General features: G+C 70.2%; 13 protein-coding genes. 1 reads left to right on the forward strand and 12 read right to left on the reverse strand.

From position 1 onward, the window contains the following. Positions 1-214: 214 nt before the first annotated feature. The 8 genes from C3488_RS37125 to C3488_RS37160 form a co-directional block, all read right to left on the reverse strand. On the reverse strand, positions 215-1,198 hold the full coding sequence (locus C3488_RS37125; protein ID WP_103845263.1) for an N-acetylglucosamine kinase: 984 nt from the start codon (positions 1,196-1,198) through the stop codon (positions 215-217). Continuing rightward, positions 1,189-2,454, reverse strand: a complete 1,266-nt coding sequence (locus tag C3488_RS37130; protein ID WP_103845264.1) for a 6-phospho-beta-glucosidase — start codon at positions 2,452-2,454, stop codon at positions 1,189-1,191. The genes C3488_RS37125 and C3488_RS37130 overlap by 10 nt, the downstream gene beginning before the upstream one ends. 10 nt (positions 2,455-2,464) lie before the next feature. Beyond that, entirely contained in the window at positions 2,465-3,358 is an 894-nt protein-coding gene (locus C3488_RS37135; RefSeq protein WP_103845265.1) for a carbohydrate ABC transporter permease, read from the reverse strand. 2 nt (positions 3,359-3,360) lie between these two features. Next, positions 3,361-4,302: a carbohydrate ABC transporter permease gene (locus C3488_RS37140; protein ID WP_103845266.1), complete on the reverse strand. Its 942-nt coding sequence runs from the start codon at positions 4,300-4,302 to the stop codon at positions 3,361-3,363. A 2-nt stretch (positions 4,303-4,304) separates the two neighbouring features. Beyond that, on the reverse strand, positions 4,305-5,636 hold the full coding sequence (locus tag C3488_RS37145) for an ABC transporter substrate-binding protein (protein WP_103845267.1): 1,332 nt from the start codon (positions 5,634-5,636) through the stop codon (positions 4,305-4,307). A gap of 88 nt (positions 5,637-5,724) precedes the next feature. Beyond that, positions 5,725-6,936, reverse strand: coding sequence for an ROK family transcriptional regulator (locus tag C3488_RS37150; RefSeq protein WP_103845268.1), 1,212 nt, complete (start codon positions 6,934-6,936; stop codon positions 5,725-5,727). A gap of 171 nt (positions 6,937-7,107) precedes the next feature. Then, positions 7,108-7,740 (reverse strand): Uma2 family endonuclease, encoded by a 633-nt coding sequence (locus C3488_RS37155; protein WP_258053886.1) that lies wholly within the window; start codon positions 7,738-7,740, stop codon positions 7,108-7,110. A gap of 209 nt (positions 7,741-7,949) precedes the next feature. Then, complete coding sequence (locus C3488_RS37160; protein ID WP_103845269.1) at positions 7,950-9,044, reverse strand: mechanosensitive ion channel family protein; 1,095 nt, start codon at positions 9,042-9,044, stop codon at positions 7,950-7,952. Positions 9,045-9,366: 322 nt separating this feature from the next. Between C3488_RS37160 and C3488_RS37165 the strand changes: the two genes are divergently transcribed. Then, on the forward strand, positions 9,367-9,903 hold the full coding sequence (locus C3488_RS37165) for an HNH endonuclease (protein WP_103845270.1): 537 nt from the start codon (positions 9,367-9,369) through the stop codon (positions 9,901-9,903). Positions 9,904-9,975: 72 nt separating this feature from the next. On the opposite strand, the gene C3488_RS37170 is transcribed toward C3488_RS37165, so the two are convergent. From C3488_RS37170 to C3488_RS40955, 4 genes are all read right to left on the reverse strand, one after another. Then, the gene (locus C3488_RS37170; protein ID WP_103845271.1) at positions 9,976-10,713 is read right to left on the reverse strand and encodes an ATP-binding cassette domain-containing protein; all 738 of its coding nucleotides are present in this window, start codon (positions 10,711-10,713) and stop codon (positions 9,976-9,978) included. Further along, entirely contained in the window at positions 10,710-11,297 is a 588-nt protein-coding gene (locus C3488_RS37175) for a hypothetical protein (protein ID WP_103845272.1), read from the reverse strand. Before C3488_RS37175 ends, C3488_RS37170 begins: the two co-directional genes overlap by 4 nt. Next, positions 11,294-12,598, reverse strand: coding sequence for a hypothetical protein (locus C3488_RS37180; protein WP_103845273.1), 1,305 nt, complete (start codon positions 12,596-12,598; stop codon positions 11,294-11,296). The genes C3488_RS37175 and C3488_RS37180 overlap by 4 nt, the downstream gene beginning before the upstream one ends. Positions 12,599-12,686: 88 nt before the next feature. Then, positions 12,687-13,031 (reverse strand): hypothetical protein (locus C3488_RS40955; RefSeq protein WP_103845274.1); only part of this gene is annotated, 345 nt, incomplete at its 5' end.

The raw sequence follows: 13,031 nt of genomic DNA on the forward strand, positions 1-13,031 counted from the left end.
TGGGAGGTACCCCCAGTGCCCACCCGTGCCGCCCCAGCGGCACGACCGCCCGCAGCCACGGCGCCAGCACCGGCTACGGCGGCTGCGGGCGGCTGCCCGGCTGCGCCGGCCGAGGCAGCTACCCGCCGCCCGGTGGCTTCGCTGCCACGGCTGGGTGGGTGGGAGCCCGGCGCACGGGCGCTCGCAGCCGCGCGGGCGCAGCCTCCCCGTCGGCTCAGCGGCCTTGCGGTCCCTCGTAGTACGCCCGTACCCGTTCCTGGGTCCCTCTCGGGGCGTGTTCGTGGTCCAGGCCCAGTAGTGCCGCTCCCAGGACCGGGCGGGCCGTGACCACCTGGGGGACCGCCTTCGGGGCCCTCGACGCCAGGAGGTCCCTCACCGCGTCGTCCAGTCGGGGGTGCTGGGCCGCCAGGATGCTGCCGCCCAGTACGACCGGGGTCTCCTCCTCCAGGAGGTCCAGCCGCCTCAGGGCCACCGTCGCCATCGTGACGACCTCCTCCGCCAACCGGTCCACGACCGCGCGGGCCACGGCATCGCCCTCCTCGGCCGTCGTGAACAGCACCGGGGTCAGCTCGTGGCGCCGGTCGTGGGCGATGTGCCCCAGGTGCAGCGCCTCGATGAGCGCGTACATCGAGGCGAGGCCGAAGTGCGCCGGCAGCGTGCGTGCCAGGGCGGTGGGGCCGCCGCGGCCGTCCTCGGCGCGCGCGGCCCACCACAGGGCCTCCTCCGCCAGGCCCCACCCGCCGCCCCAGTCCCCCGAGATGCGACCGAGCGCGGGGAAGCGGGCGGTGCGCCCGTCGGGGCGCATGCCGACGCAGTTGATGCCGGCGCCGCAGACCACGGCGACGCCTCTCGGTTCTGCCACCCCGGCCCGGAGGATCGCGAACGTGTCGTTGTGCACCTGCACCGTCGTGCCCCACGCGCGTGCGTGCAGCGCGGCGGCCAGCTGTTCCTCCTCCACCGGCAGGTCGGCGTTGGCCAGGCAGGCCGAGACATGGGCGACCGAGGCGACTCCCGCCGCCGCGCAGGCCTGCTCGACGGTTTCGGCCAGGGCGTCCACCGCCGTCTCCACGCCCACGGCCGGTGGCCGGAACCCCCCGCCCCGCGCGGTGCCGAGGACCTCGCCGTCGGCGGCCACCACCGCGACGTCGGTCTTGCTGTTGCCCGCGTCGATGGCGAGGACACTTGCGGTCAGGCCCACGCGAGGTGCTCCCGGTTGTGCGCGATCAGTCGGTCGGTGAGGGCGTCGGCGTAGTCGTACTGGCCGATCAGGGGATGGGAGAGCAGCGCGCGGAAGACGCGGTCCCGGCCGCCGCGCAGGGCGGCGTCCAGGGCCAGCTCCTCGTACGCCGTCACATTCGCCATCAGTCCCGCGTACAGCGGATCCACGGCCGGTACGGGCAGCGGGGTCGGTCCGTGCGGGCCGACGGCCGCCTGTACCTCGATCACCGCGTCGTCCGGAAGGAAGGGCAGTGTGCCGTGGTTGTACGCGTTCACCACCTGGTACGGCGAGCCGGACCCGCCGAGCAGCGCCGCCGCGAGGTCGACCGCGGCCTCCGAGTAGAAGGCGCCGCCCCGCCGGGCGAGCAGCGCCGGCTTCTCCTCGAGCGCCGGGTCGCCGTACATGCGCAGCAACTCCCGTTCCATGGCGGCGACTTCGGTGGCGCGCGAGGGCTTCGTCCGCAGTTCCCGCACGACCTCGTCGTGCGCGTAGTAGTAGCGCAGGTAGTACGACGGGACCACGCCGAGCCGGTTCACCAGGCTCCGGGGCAGGCGCAGATCGGCGGCGATCGCCTCGTCGTGCTCGGTGAGCAGCTCGGGCAGCACGTTCTCGCCCTCGGGACCGCCCAGGCGCACACCGGTCTCCCAGGTGAGATGGTTCAGGCCCACATGGTCCAGGTGCACATCGGCGGGTGTGACCCCGAGCAGCGCGGCGAACTTCCTCTGGAAGCCGATCGCCACGTTGCACAGTCCGACCGCCCGGTGGCCCTCCTTCAGCAGGGCGCGGGTGACGATGCCGACCGGGTTGGTGAAGTCGATGATCCAGGCCCTCGGGTTGGTGCGGCGGACCCGTTCGGCGATGTCCAGGACCACCGGCACGGTACGCAGCGCCTTGGCGAGGCCGCCCGCGCCGGTCGTCTCCTGGCCGACACAGCCGCACTCCAGCGGCCAGGTCTCGTCCTGCTCCCGTGCGGCCTGCCCGCCGACGCGCAACTGGAGCAGCACGGCGTCGGCCCCCTCGACCGCCTCGTCCAGGTCGCCGGTCGTGACGACGCGTCCGGGGTGCCCCGTTCTGGCGAAGATCCGCCGGGCCAGTCCGCCCACCAGCTCCAGGCGTTCGGCGGCCGGGTCGAGGAGGACCAGCTCCTCCACCGGCAGCGTGTCCCTCAGCCGTGCGAATCCGTCGATGAGTTCAGGTGTGTAGGTCGACCCTCCGCCGACCACGGTGAGTTTCATGTGTGGCTGACTAACCCTTCACTCCGGTGAGCGTGACGCCCTCGACGAACGCCCGCTGGGCGAAGAAGAACACGAGGATCACGGGGGCCATGACCAGCACGGTCGCGGCCATGGTCAGGTTCCAGTCGGTGTGGTGCGCGCCCTTGAACGACTCCAGGCCGTAACTCAGCGTCCAAGCACCCGGGTTCTCGGAGGCGTAGATCTGCGGGCCGAAGTAGTCGTTCCAGGCGTAGAAGAACTGGAAGAGCGCGACGGCGGCGATGCCGGGCCGTGCCATGGGCAGCACGACCTTCACCAGGGTCCGCAGGTCACCGCAGCCGTCGACCTTCGCGGCGTCCAGGTACTCGTTCGGGATGGTCATCAGGAACTGGCGCAGCAGGAAGACGGAGAACGCGTCGCCGAACGCCATCGGGATGATCAGCGGCCACAGCGTGCCCGCCAGGTCCAGTTGCTTCGCCCAGAACAGGTACATCGGGATGATGATCACCTGGGGCGGCAGCATCATCATCGAGACCACCAGCATGAGGGACAGATTCCGGCCGCGGAAGCGGAACTTGGCGAGCGCGTACGCCACCGGGACGGACGACACGACGGTCAGGACGGTGCCGAGACCGGCATAGAACAGGGTGTTCCTCCACCAGGTCAGGAAGCCGGGTGTGTCGAGCACGCTCTTGTAGTTGCCCCACTCCCAGGTGTGCGGGATCAGGTCGCGGCTGAGCGCCTGGCTGTCGCTCATCAGCGAGGTCAGGAACACGAACACGAAGGGCAGTGCGAAGAAGAGGGCGGCGGCCACGCCGAGGGAGTGGACCGCGACCCACTCCAGGGCGGCCCTGCGGCGGGCCGTGCGTGCGGCCGGGGAGACGGGTGCCCGCACCCCCACCGGCTTGTCGAGTACTTGGGTCATGGTCAGTCACCTGCCAGGTTGAGGCCGCCCCGGCGCCGCATCAGGAACGCGGTGAACACCATGGACAGGGCGAACAGCACGAGCGCGACCACACAGGCGGAGCCGTAGTCGAAGCGCTGGAAGCCGAGGTTGTAGACGAGCTGGGGCAGGGTGAGCGTGGACTTCTCGGGGTAGCCCGGCTCGAACTGCGTCCCGGCGCCCTGGATGACACCGGAGGCGACCTTTCCGGCGATCAGGGGCTGTGTGTAGTACTGCATGGTCTGGATCACTCCGGTGACCACGGCGAACATCACGATCGGCGAGATGTTGGGCAGCGTCACGTACCGGAAGCGCTGCCAGGCGGACGCGCCGTCCAGTTCGGCCGCCTCGTACTGCTCCTGCGGCACGTCGAGCAGGGCGGCCATGAAGATGACCATCAGGTCGCCGATGCCCCACAGGGCGAGCAGGGTGAGGGCGGGCTTGGACCAGGAAGGGTCGTTGAACCAGCCCGGTGCCGGGATGCCGGTCTTCTCGAGGATCGAGTCGACCGGGCCCGTACCCGGGTTGAGGAGGAAGGCGAACGCCATGGTGGCGGCGACGGGCGGAGCGAGGTAGGGCAGGTAGAACAGGGTGCGGAAGACGCCCGTACCCGTCTTGATCTTCGTGATCAGAAGTCCGACGCCGAGCCCGAAGACGACCCGCAGGCTGACCATGACGACGACCAGCCACAGGGTGTTGCGGAGCGCCGGCCAGAAGAACGGGTAGTCCTCGAAGACGTACGTCCAGTTCTTCGTTCCGCTCCACGTCGGCGGCCGGAAGCCGTCGTAGTGCATGAACGAGAAGTAGACCGTCGAGATCAGCGGGTACGCGAAGAAGACCGCGAAGCCGATCAGCCAGGGCGACATGAAGGCGGCCGTGCGAAGCGCCGCCCTGCGGCGCTTCGAGGCGAGGGTGATCGTGCTCATCGCTACTTCGCCTGCGCGATGTCCGTGTCGATCTGCTTGGCGGCGCTCTCCAGGCCCGCCTTGAGGTCCTTGACCTTGCCGCTCTCGTAGTCGTACCCGAGCTGCTGGATCGTCGTGAGGTACACGCCGCCGTTGACCGAGGCGGGCGTGGTCGTGGAGTCGGGGTTCGCGGCGATGTCCAGGAACGTCTTGAAGCGCGGGTCGTACTTCAGCTTCGGGGACTTCAGCGCCGCCAGGGTGGAGGGCACGTTGTGGATGGCGTTGGAGAAGTTCACCACCGCGTCCGTGTCGGTGGTCATGTACTTCACCAGCTCCCAGGCCGCGTTCTGCTTGGTGCTGTCGGCGGCGATGCCGGCGATCGTGCCGGTGATGTAGCCCTTGCCGTACTGCGAGGCCTGGTCGTCGGGTACGGGCAGCGGGGCGACCCCGATGTCGAAGTTCGGCTTGGCGTCCAGGGCCATGCCCAGGCGCCACTCGCCGTCGAGCTGCATGGCGACCTGGCCGGTGTGGAAGGGGTGCTTGGGACCCCATTCGTCACCGAGCTTCGAGCGGTACCTCTCCAGCTTCTGGTAGCCGCCCAGTTCGTCGACCAGCTTCTTCTGGAGCGTGAAACCCGCCGTGAAAGCGGGGTCCTCGGCCAGGTTCGACTTGCCGTTCTTGTCGAAGTAGGTGGGGGAGAACTGCGCGAAGTAGTGCTCGGTCGTGGTCTCCCAGCCGTGGTAGTCCGGCATGAATCCGAGCTGCTTGTAGCCGTCGCCGTCGGGGACGGTCAGCTTCTTGGCGTCGGTCTCGAATTCGGACCACGTCTTGGGCGGGGCCGTGATGCCCGCCTTCTTGAACGCGGTCTTGTTGTAGTAGAGCCCGTACGCGTCGCCCAGCAGCGGCACCGTGCAGCGATTGCCGTCGAACTGGGTGTACTCGTTCATCGCCTTCGGGAAGGTCGTGGCCGGGTCGATGCCGGCCTTCTTGAAGAACGGGTCGAGGTCGACCAGGGCGCCGGAGGAGCAGAACCTGCCGACGTTGTTCGTGGTGAAGGACGAGATGACGTCGGGGGCCTTGTCGCCGCCGGTCCGCAGCGCCTGGTTGATCTTGTCGTCGGTCATGTTGGCGACGACGTTGACGTGGATGCCGGGATGCGCCTTCTCGAAGCCGGCGATCAGCGCGTTCACGGCCTTGGTCTCGTTCGGCGCGCTCCAGGCGTGCCAGAAGTTGATGGTGGTCTCCCTGGACGCGTCGTCACTCGCGCCGGAGGAGGACTGGCCGGTACAGGCGGTGGTGAGGAGAGCGACCGAGGCGGTCAGGGCAAAAGCTACTTTTCGGGCTGTTACGGGCATGACGGGGTCTCCCTGGGACGGGCGGGGGCGTGGTTCGACCGGAGCGGGTGCCGGGGCAGGGGTGGAACCGGGGTGGGGACCCGGGGACTCAGCGCGAGGTGTCGAAGACCTCGTCGCGGGTGGCGGCGAGGGCGCTCTCCAGCGCCCCGCGCAGCACGGGGTGTTCACGTACGTCGCCTACGACGAGGCGTGGCCGGGATGCGGCCAGCTCCTCCAGTTCGGCCTGGAGCAGGCGCCGCAGCGGTTCGCCCCCGGCGGTGAGGGAGGCGCCGCTGAGGACGACGAGTTCGGGGTCGAGCACGGAGACGAGCGAGGCCAGACCGGTGGCCAGCCGGGTCGCGTACGTCTCGAGCAGCCGCCGGTGGGGGCCGGTGGCACTGTCGGCGGCCCGGGCGACGAGGGTGGCGGCGACCTCGGCGTACGGGCCGGTCGGCACGTCCTCGATGCCCAGTTCGCGGGCGAGCTTCGGGATGGCCTGGGAGCCGGCCAGTTCCTGGTAGCCGCCGCTGTTGGCCTTGGTGACCTGACGGACCAGCGGGGCGCCCGGCACCGGCAGGAAGCCGACCTCGCCGGCTCCGCCTGTCCAGCCACGGTGCAGTCGGCCGCCGAGGACCAGGGCGGCGCCGAGACCGCCCTCGTTCCACAGCAGCACGAAGTCGTCATGGCCCCTGGCCGCGCCCAGGCGCTGCTCGGCGAGGGCGACGAGGTTGACGTCGTTCTCGTACTCGACCGGCATCGGCAGGGCGGCGGCGAGTTCCTCCAGCAGTGTGGGGGAGTGCCAGCCGGGCAGGTGGGAGGCGTAGCGCAGGCGGCCGGTGGTGGGATCGAAGGCGCCCGGGGTGCCTATGACCACCCGGTGCACGTCGGAGGCGGCGAGCCCGGCGGCCTTCACGGCGCCGTCGAGCGCGTCGGTGACCTGCTGTACGACGGGCTGCGCCGCGCGGCGGCCGGGGGTGGGCAGCTCGTGCTCGCCGACCGTGCGGCCCGTGATGTCGGCGACGGCGGCCAGGATGCGCTCGGGGGTGACGTCCAGGCCGGCGACATGGGCGGCGGCCGGGTTGACGACGTACAGCTGGGCGCTGGGGCCCGGGCGGCCCTCGCTGGTGCCGGTCATCAGGACGAGTCCGGCGGCCTCGAGGCGGGCCAGCAGCTGGGAGGCGGTGGGCTTCGACAGGCCGGTGAGCTTGCCGATGCGGGTGCGGCTCAGCGGGCCGTGCTCCAGGAGCAGGTCCAGGGCGGCGCGGTCGTTCATGGCGCGCAGAACGCTCGGGGTGCCCGGCGTACCGGCGGATCCTGCCATGTGTGTCGCCACCTGCCTTTCGACGGCCCAGTTTTTCAGTGGGGGCGCGGGGAAGTCCACCGACTGATCGCGTTCGCCGCGATCTGTTAGGAAGGTTTCCTATCGATGGCAGGAAGGTAGGGGCAAGCGACCGGAGGCGTCAATACCGGCCACTGGCGGGCAACCGACTCGTTACCGGGGTCGGCTCTCCAGGAAGGGGGTGGTGTCCAGGGTGGGATAGGGGGCGGGGAGGGGGAGCGGCTTGCCGAGTTCGACCTTCACTTCGCTGCCGTAATACGCCTTGGTCGGGTCGTCGTCGGGGGTGATCGGGTCGGTGTGGCAATGGGCTGTCTTCGTGTTGCGGTTGATCAGCGCGTAGACGGGGACGCCGGCGGCCGCGTACGTTCGCAGCTTGGGGCCGGTGTCCGTCTCGTGGTTGGTGGAGGTGACCTCGCCGATCAGCGCGACCATGTTGATCGGATACCAGCCTTTGTGGGCCTTGCGGTAGGACTCGTCGAGGTCGGTGGGATCCCGGTGGCAGACATAGAAGTCCGGGATGACCAGCGCCATAGTGCGCCCGTCTGTGTGAGTGACACGAAAACCGTCGCCCGCGCCTGCCAGATCCATTCCTGCCATGTGGAACTGAACGATGAGCTTGATGGCAGCGGCGTTGTGCCGATGTTCCGGTTGAGGCGGCACGATGCCCGTCCCCTCGATGTACTCCGCTCGAATCGGCATCGGTGATGCTGCCTTCTCGAATGCGATCAACAGGTCGATGGGGTCCACCTGCGGCATGACCGGCTCCATGAGGGGTTCGGCGATCACTGCTGGTTCTCCTTGTCGCGCTGGTGCCAGGCTACGCCCACGCTGGGTGCCCCGGCAGGAGCGTGCGCGAGCCGATCGGGCTTCTGACCTGCAGAAACGTTCCCTATCACTCGAACGAGCGTGCTGAACCGTTCCGCCCTGCCCACGCACGCGAAGAGGCGGCGCCCGGCCCCCCGGGCGCCGCCTCCCTCACACGACCGTGCGCCCCGCTACTTCGCCGCCGGGCGCGGTGGCGGGATCGGCGAGGCCGCTTCCGACTGCGGGGAATCCGGGTTGGAATGGGCCGACGGGGGCGCCACCGGGGCAGTGGGGTCGGCCTCCTCCTCCGTGAGGGTGGCGGGCGTGCCCCCCACCATGCGGATGTCCGCCTCGTCGAAGGCCCGCTTGACACGCCAGCGCAGCTCGCGCTCCACCGCCAGCGCCTTGCCCGGCATGGTCTTCGCCGAGAGGCGGACCACCATGGAGTCGATCAGCACGCTGTCCAGTCCGAGCACCTCGACGGGGCCCCAGAGGATCTCGTTCCAGGGCTCGTCCTTGCTCATCCGCTCGGCCACCGCGTCCAGGGTCGCCTTCACCCGGTCCAGGTTCTCGCCGGCGCGGACGGTGACGTCCACCCCGGCCGTCGCCCAGCCCTGCGAGAGGTTGCCGATGCGCTTGACCTCGCCGTTGCGGACGTACCAGATCTCGCCGTCGGCGCCGCGGAGCTTCGTCACCCGCAGGCCGACCTCGATCACCTCGCCCGAGGCCACCCCCGCGTCGATGGTGTCCCCGACGCCGTACTGGTCCTCGAGGATCATGAACACGCCGGAGAGGAAGTCCGTGACCAGGTTGCGGGCGCCGAAACCGACCGCCACACCGGCGACACCGGCCGAGGCCAGCAGCGGGGCCAGGTTGATCTGGAAGGTCGCCAGCACCATCAGCGCCGCGGTGCCGAGGATCAGGAAGCTCGCCACCGAGCGCAGCACCGACCCGATGGCCGCCGCGCGTTGCCGGCGGCGCTCGGCGTTGACCAGCAGGCCGCCCAGCGAGGTGCCGTTGCCCGTCGCCTCGGTGGTGCGGTTCATGCGCTCGATGAGCTGGGTGATCGCGCGCCGTACCGCCACTCTCAGCACTGCCGCGATGACCAGGATCAGGACGACCCTGAGGCCTATCGCGAGCCAGGTCGACCAGTTCTGCTCGACCCAGCTCGCGGCGTGGTTCGCGCTCTCCTGGGCGTCCTGGAACGTGGGAACCGCCGGAGCCGTCGACTCCGTGGGGGACGGAGCCGGTGTGGCGCCGGCGGCCGGTAGGGCGGGCAGGGACACGGCGGATACCTCCAGTGCGTCTGCCTCCGGTGGGGGCGGTCAAGGTCGTCGAGGTCACGGAAAGGTCACCGGACGGCAGGGGCACCACACTAACGGGGCATCGTGTGGGGATCATGACGATGTTCCGTGGAGAGACCGTGTCACCTGGGGGTTCACCAGGTGAAGCAGGGGGGCGCGCGCCCGGTGGCGCCCCGGGTGTGGTCGAAAACACTCCCAGCCCGTTACCGGGACATGGTGGCGCTTCCACCAGGCATGAGGGGAAACTGGCTCTCAGATCGTCCCGGCGCGAGCCACGCGCCGCCGGCGTACAAGGAGGGCATCCGTGCCGCACGTCCTGGTCCTCAACGCGTCGTACGAGCCACTCGGCGTCGTACCGCTCCGCCGCGCGCTCATCCTCGTCCTCGAGAACAAGGCCGTCTGCCTCGAGGAGTCCGGCGCCTACATGCACAGCGCGACCGTCACTGTCCCCGCACCCAGCGTGGTCCGGCTGAAGCGATTCGTACGGGTTCCCTACCGGGGGCCCGTTCCTCTCACCCGTCGCGCGCTCTTCGCCCGCGACGGCGGCCGGTGCATGTACTGCGGTGGCGTCGCAACCAGCGTCGACCACGTCATCCCGCGCAGCCGCGGTGGTCAGCACGTCTGGGACAACGTGGTGGCCTCCTGCCGCCGCTGCAACCACGTCAAGGCCGACCGCCACCTCGTCGAGCTGGGCTGGCGGCTGCGCCACAAACCCGCCCCGCCCACCGGCCTGGCCTGGCGCATCATCGGCACCGGCCATAGGGACCCGCGCTGGCTGCCATACCTGCAGCCGTACGGCGCGGACGACGCCTTGGCCCGGATCGACGGCATTTCCGCCTGACGATCCGGGCCTTCGTGTTCCCGGGGGCGGCCCGCGGCGGCATGCCGCGGGCCGCCCCCGGGCTGTCCTGGCCTACGGCTCCCCGTGGCCCAGGAGAGCGGTGTACGCACCCTCCGCGGCACGTCCCTGGGGGACGTCGGCCGGGGTGTGGGCGAGGAAGGACTCGGTGGTGCCGGAGTGCAGGATCCGGCCGGCCTCCAGAACGGTGACGTGGTCGGCCTCCTCGGCGAGGTCCGCGACATCGTGCGTGGACATGAGCACGCGCACGTCCTCCCTCAGACCGGCCAGGATGTCCCGGAAGACCCGGCGCTGACGCGGGTCCATGCCGGCCGTCGGCTCGTCCAGCAGGAGCACCCTGGCGTCGTGCACCAGGGCCGCCGCCACCCCCACCCTGCGCAGCTGGCCGCCGGAGAGGCGGGTGGTGCGCTCGTCGGCCTTGTCGGACAGCTCGACGCGCTGCAGCGCCCGGCGCGCCTGCGACCAGGCGTCGCTGCGGTTCATCCCCTTGAGCCAGCCGATGTAGGCGACGTACTCCCGTGCGGTCAGGGAGGCGAGCGGGGTGATGGTCTGCGGCATCCAGGCGACGGCCTTGCGGAACTCCTTGCTGCCGGCGCGCAGCCTGCCGAAGGAGACCGAGCCCGACTCGGGGACGACGACGGAGGCGGACATCTTCAGCAGCGTCGACTTCCCTGCGCCGTTGGGGCCCAGCAGGATGGTCAGGCCGCCGGGCAGTTCGTAGCTGAAGTCGCTGAGCACGGGCCTCTTGCGCCGCCCGTAGGAGTAGGTGCAGTCGGCGAGTACCAGGGTCATGGCTGATTCCTAGGGGAGCGGAGCTGGGCGGCGATGCCGGCGGCGAGGGCCAGGACGGCGGCGATCGCGGCGTGCGGAGCGCCGAGCGGTTCCGGGACGATCGCCCAGAGGTACGGGTCCGTGAAGGTGCGGAAGCCCACCAGGACGACGGCCATGACCCAGGCGACCGGCACCATGACGGCGGGCGTGCCGACCAGGGCGTGGAAGCAGAGCATCAGACCGGTGAGGAAGGCGGTGTTGCGGCCCACGGCCCAGGCGGCGGAGGAGCCCGTGAGGGCGCCGATCGCGAAGCCGACGAGCAACGAGGCCGCGACGACCGAGAGGATCAGCAGGGTGTCCAGCCGTCGTACCGGCCGGATCCCCGAGCCCTCCGGCGCCGGGAGCCGGGAGTCCAGGCAGCGTGCCACCGCGGCGACCGGCACGATCGCGACGAAGGTCATCACCTGGGTCTGGGTGCCGCCCGACAGGCTGATCGACGGCAGTAGGGCCGTCGTGTCCTGGAAGACGAGCGTCAGTGCGGCCAGTCCTGCGAGGCTCCCGGGAAGCACCACGTGGGCCTGGCGCGCCTTGAGCCACCAGATCATGCGGCCCCTCCGTTCCCGGACTTCGCGCACGCCGCGGTCAGCTGCTGGCGGTACCAGCGGGTCTGCTCCGGCCCGGGCTTGCCGAGCACGGCACGCACCTGCCGCTGGAGCGCGGAGCGCTGCTCGGTGCCGTAGAACGGGTCCTGCGCCAGGAGCTTCTCGAGCGTCTTCGACTCACCGGTCCGCTCGGCCGCCCATCCGACCACGACCCGGGTGGTGGCGAGGTCGGGCCGGCGGCAGGGGAAGGCGATCGCGCTGCGCACGATCTGGTAGCGGACGGTTCCGCGCTCGGCGCCCTTTGTCAGTCCGACCCGCCAGGTGCTCTTGGTGGAGGCGGGATGGTCGCGGCCGTCCGCGAGCGTGTCGGTGACGAGCGACGGTGCGGTCGGCGTGATGCCTGCGGCAGCCAGGTCGTCCAGTGCGCTCACCACGTCGCTGTGGACGGCTTTCAGGCCGCTCGCCGTCTCCTCAGGCATGCAGACCTGCGGCGCCTCGCCCATGCACGACATGGAGACGTCACCCTTGCCCAAAGGGGCCGTCGGGCCCCAGCCACGGGTGATGGAGAAGGCGCTCACCGCGCAGACAGCCGCGAGAGCGGCGGCCAGCGTCCCGCGCACCGCGGGTCGACGCAACGGGGACCAGGACGACCACAGCAGTGCGATCGCCAGTGCCAGACCGCAGGTCGGCAGGAGTTGAGCGAGCACGGATGTCCAGGTCGCGACCTCCCCGAACTCCAGCGTCTCGGAGTACTCGCCGCTCACATGACGCCACCAGAAGGGTTCCAGGGCGACCGACGTCGCCACCAGGAGAAAGACCACCACGGCCAGGACGGGCGCGGCGAAGACGGGTTTGATCCGCAGTCCCACGGCGAAGCCGATCACCGAGTGCGCGACGCACACGAGCAGCGCCATCAGCAGCGGCCGCAGACTCGCGAGGGTGGGGGTCGCGCTCTCCTGGACGAAGGCGATGACCACCGGAAGGAGCAGCATCAGCCAGGCCAGGGCGAGCACGGGCCCGAGCGCCTCGGCGGCTATCCGGTAGCGGGAGCGGGCCGGGGCGAGCTGCCAGACGGCCCCCCGGGTGAGACGTCCGCTTTCCCAGGCGCCCAGGGCGGAAGCGAGGGCATAGGCGAACGGGTACATGGACGCCAGCGGATATGCGACCAGGGTCGGGGCGTAGGCGTAGCTCGACGCGGAGATCGAGGTGGCGGTGACCTCGTAGTAGTAGAAGAGGGCCAACCCTATGGCGACGGGGAAGGCCCACAGGGCGCTGCTGGCGCGCAGCCGAGTGCGAAGTCTCACGGATGTCCTTGGGAGGGGGGTGGGGGTGGGGCGTCCCCCGAATGCGCGCTCGGAACGCCCCAGCCCCTCCTGATCGGTGGTCGGCCGCTCAGTCCGCCTGGGTGGTGTCGACGTAGACGGTGCTGACGGAGAGCAGGCAGCAGGAACCGCCCTGGGCGATCTTGGACGCCTCGAAGTAGAAGTCACCGGACGGCAGGCCGGTCCACTCACCGTTGCTGGTGTAGCCCGAGCCCCTGAAGCAGTTGGTGAACGTCTTGCTGCCGTAGCTCTTGTCGACCGCCAGCGGGATGTCCCGCCACATCTGGACGACGACCTGGTCCGTGGTGCCGTACTGGGCGAAGCAGTTGGTGAACTGGACCTGCGAATAGCTCTCGTCCGTCCAGCGGCGGGACTCGTTGCCGTCGGTCCAGCTGCTGATGTAGCTGGTCCAGTT

The organism is Streptomyces sp. Ru72 (assembly GCF_002920635.1).
In the GTDB taxonomy this organism is placed as follows: domain Bacteria; phylum Actinomycetota; class Actinomycetes; order Streptomycetales; family Streptomycetaceae; genus Streptomyces.

Bases quoted from the DNA above. Each gene is read 5' to 3' on its own strand.
- C3488_RS37130 (WP_103845264.1), bottom strand. From the start codon at position 2,454: ATGAAACTCACCGTGGTCGGCGGAGGGTCGACCTACACACCTGAACTC.
- C3488_RS37135 (WP_103845265.1), bottom strand. From the start codon at position 3,358: ATGACCCAAGTACTCGACAAGCCGGTGGGGGTGCGGGCACCCGTCTCC.
- C3488_RS37140 (WP_103845266.1), bottom strand. From the start codon at position 4,302: ATGAGCACGATCACCCTCGCCTCGAAGCGCCGCAGGGCGGCGCTTCGC.
- C3488_RS37145 (WP_103845267.1), bottom strand. From the start codon at position 5,636: ATGCCCGTAACAGCCCGAAAAGTAGCTTTTGCCCTGACCGCCTCGGTC.
- C3488_RS37150 (WP_103845268.1), bottom strand. From the start codon at position 6,936: ATGGCAGGATCCGCCGGTACGCCGGGCACCCCGAGCGTTCTGCGCGCC.
- C3488_RS37170 (WP_103845271.1), bottom strand. From the start codon at position 10,713: ATGACCCTGGTACTCGCCGACTGCACCTACTCCTACGGGCGGCGCAAG.
- C3488_RS37175 (WP_103845272.1), bottom strand. From the start codon at position 11,297: ATGATCTGGTGGCTCAAGGCGCGCCAGGCCCACGTGGTGCTTCCCGGG.